Consider the following 3,012-nt stretch of genomic DNA (forward strand, 5'->3'; position numbering starts at 1 on the left):
AAAGCGTTGGTTAAGTCCTCGATCTATTAGTATCAGTCAGCTCCACATGTCGCCACGCTTCCACCTCTGACCTATCAACCTGATCATCTTTCAGGGATCTTACTAGCTTGCGCCATGGGAAATCTCATCTTGAGGGGGGCTTCATGCTTAGATGCTTTCAGCACTTATCCCGTCCGCACGTAGCTACCCAGCTATGCCTTTGGCAAGACAACTGGTACACCAGCGGTGCGTCCATCCCGGTCCTCTCGTACTAAGGACAGCTCCTCTCAAATTTCCTGCGCCCGCGACGGATAGGGACCGAACTGTCTCACGACGTTCTGAACCCAGCTCGCGTACCGCTTTAATGGGCGAACAGCCCAACCCTTGGGACCGACTACAGCCCCAGGATGCGATGAGCCGACATCGAGGTGCCAAACCTCCCCGTCGATGTGGACTCTTGGGGGAGATAAGCCTGTTATCCCCGGGGTAGCTTTTATCCGTTGAGCGATGGCCCTTCCATGCGGAACCACCGGATCACTAAGCCCGACTTTCGTCCCTGCTCGACTTGTAGGTCTCGCAGTCAAGCTCCCTTGTGCCTTTACACTCTACGAATGATTTCCAACCATTCTGAGGGAACCTTTGGGCGCCTCCGTTACTCTTTAGGAGGCGACCGCCCCAGTCAAACTGCCCACCTGACACTGTCTCCCACCCCGATAAGGGGCGCGGGTTAGAATTTCAATACAGCCAGGGTAGTATCCCACCAACGCCTCCACCGAAGCTAGCGCTCCGGCTTCTCAGGCTCCTACCTATCCTGTACAAGCTGTACCAAAATTCAATATCAGGCTGCAGTAAAGCTCCACGGGGTCTTTCCGTCCTGTCGCGGGTAACCTGCATCTTCACAGGTACTATAATTTCACCGAGTCTCTCGTTGAGACAGTGCCCAGATCGTTACACCTTTCGTGCGGGTCGGAACTTACCCGACAAGGAATTTCGCTACCTTAGGACCGTTATAGTTACGGCCGCCGTTTACTGGGGCTTCGGTTCAAAGCTTCGCTTGCGCTAACCTCTCCCCTTAACCTTCCAGCACCGGGCAGGTGTCAGCCCCTATACTTCGCCTTGCGGCTTCGCAGAGACCTGTGTTTTTGCTAAACAGTCGCCTGGGCCTATTCACTGCGGCTTTTCCGGGCTATTCACCCTAAAAAGCACCCCTTCTCCCGAAGTTACGGGGTCATTTTGCCGAGTTCCTTAACGAGAGTTCTCTCGCACACCTTAGGATTCTCTCCTCGCCTACCTGTGTCGGTTTGCGGTACGGGCACCTTACATCTCACTAGAGGCTTTTCTTGGCAGCGTGGAATCAGGAACTTCGGTACTATATTTCCCTCGCCATCACAGCTCCGCCTTAATGGAAACGGGATTTGCCTCGTTTCCGGCCTAACTGCTTGGACGCGCATATCCAACAGCGCGCTTACCCTATCCTTCTGCGTCCCCCCATCGTTCAAACGATGTATAGGTGGTACAGGAATATCAACCTGTTGTCCATCGCCTACGCCTTTCGGCCTCGGCTTAGGTCCCGACTAACCCTGAGCGGACGAGCCTTCCTCAGGAAACCTTAGGCATTCGGTGGAAGGGATTCTCACCCTTCTTTCGCTACTCATACCGGCATTCTCACTTCTAAGCGCTCCACCAGTCCTTCCGGTCTGACTTCAACGCCCTTAGAACGCTCTCCTACCATCGACACCTAATGGTGTCAATCCACAGCTTCGGTGATACGTTTAGCCCCGGTACATTTTCGGCGCGGAGTCACTCGACCAGTGAGCTATTACGCACTCTTTAAATGGTGGCTGCTTCTGAGCCAACATCCTGGTTGTCTAAGCAACTCCACATCCTTTTCCACTTAACGTATACTTTGGGACCTTAGCTGGTGGTCTGGGCTGTTTCCCTTTCGACTACGGATCTTATCACTCGCAGTCTGACTCCCAAGAATAAGTATTTGGCATTCGGAGTTTGACTGAATTCGGTAACCCGTTGGGGGCCCCTAGTCCAATCAGTGCTCTACCTCCAATACTCTCATCTTGAGGCTAGCCCTAAAGCTATTTCGGAGAGAACCAGCTATCTCCAGGTTCGATTGGAATTTCTCCGCTACCCACACCTCATCCCCGCACTTTTCAACGTGCGTGGGTTCGGGCCTCCATTCAGTGTTACCTGAACTTCACCCTGGACATGGGTAGATCACCTGGTTTCGGGTCTACGACCTCATACTCATTCGCCCTATTCAGACTCGCTTTCGCTGCGGCTCCGTCTTATCAACTTAACCTCGCATGAAATCGTAACTCGCCGGTTCATTCTACAAAAGGCACGCCATTACCCATTAACGGGCTTTGACTACTTGTAGGCACACGGTTTCAGGATCTATTTCACTCCCCTTCCGGGGTGCTTTTCACCTTTCCCTCACGGTACTGGTTCACTATCGGTCACTAGGGAGTATTTAGCCTTGGGAGATGGTCCTCCCTGCTTCCGACGGGATTTCTCGTGTCCCGCCGTACTCAGGATCCACTCAGGAGGGAACGAAGTTTCAACTACAGGGTTTTTACCTTCTTTGACGGACCTTTCCAGATCACTTCATTTACCCCGTTCCTTTGTAACTCCATGTTGAGTGTCCTACAACCCCAAGAGGCAAGCCTCTTGGTTTGGGCTAATTCCGTTTCGCTCGCCGCTACTCAGGAAATCGCATTTGCTTTCTCTTCCTCCGGGTACTTAGATGTTTCAGTTCCCCGGGTCTGCCTTCAGTACCCTATGTATTCAGGTAAAGATACTGTTCCATTACGAACAGTGGGTTTCCCCATTCGGAAATCTCCGGATCAAAGCTTACTTACAGCTCCCCGAAGCATATCGGTGTTAGTCCCGTCCTTCATCGGCTCCTAGTGCCAAGGCATCCACCGTGCGCCCTTTCTAACTTAACCGTTAAAAAGATCTTACAGATGCTTTGAAAAAAATTAATTGCCTTCTATCTATTATCTAGTTTTCAAGGAACAA

Annotated in this window: 1 rRNA gene; it reads right to left on the reverse strand. The window is 52.0% G+C overall.

Features of this window, described 5'->3' with window-relative positions:
• Positions 1-6: 6 nt before the first annotated feature.
• Positions 7-2,939 (reverse strand): 23S ribosomal RNA (locus tag QUF94_RS26000).
• Between the last annotated feature and the right edge of the window lie 73 nt (positions 2,940-3,012).

Origin of the sequence: Peribacillus sp. NJ4 (genome assembly GCF_030348345.1) — a bacterium.
Lineage (GTDB): Bacteria > Bacillota > Bacilli > Bacillales > DSM-1321 > Peribacillus.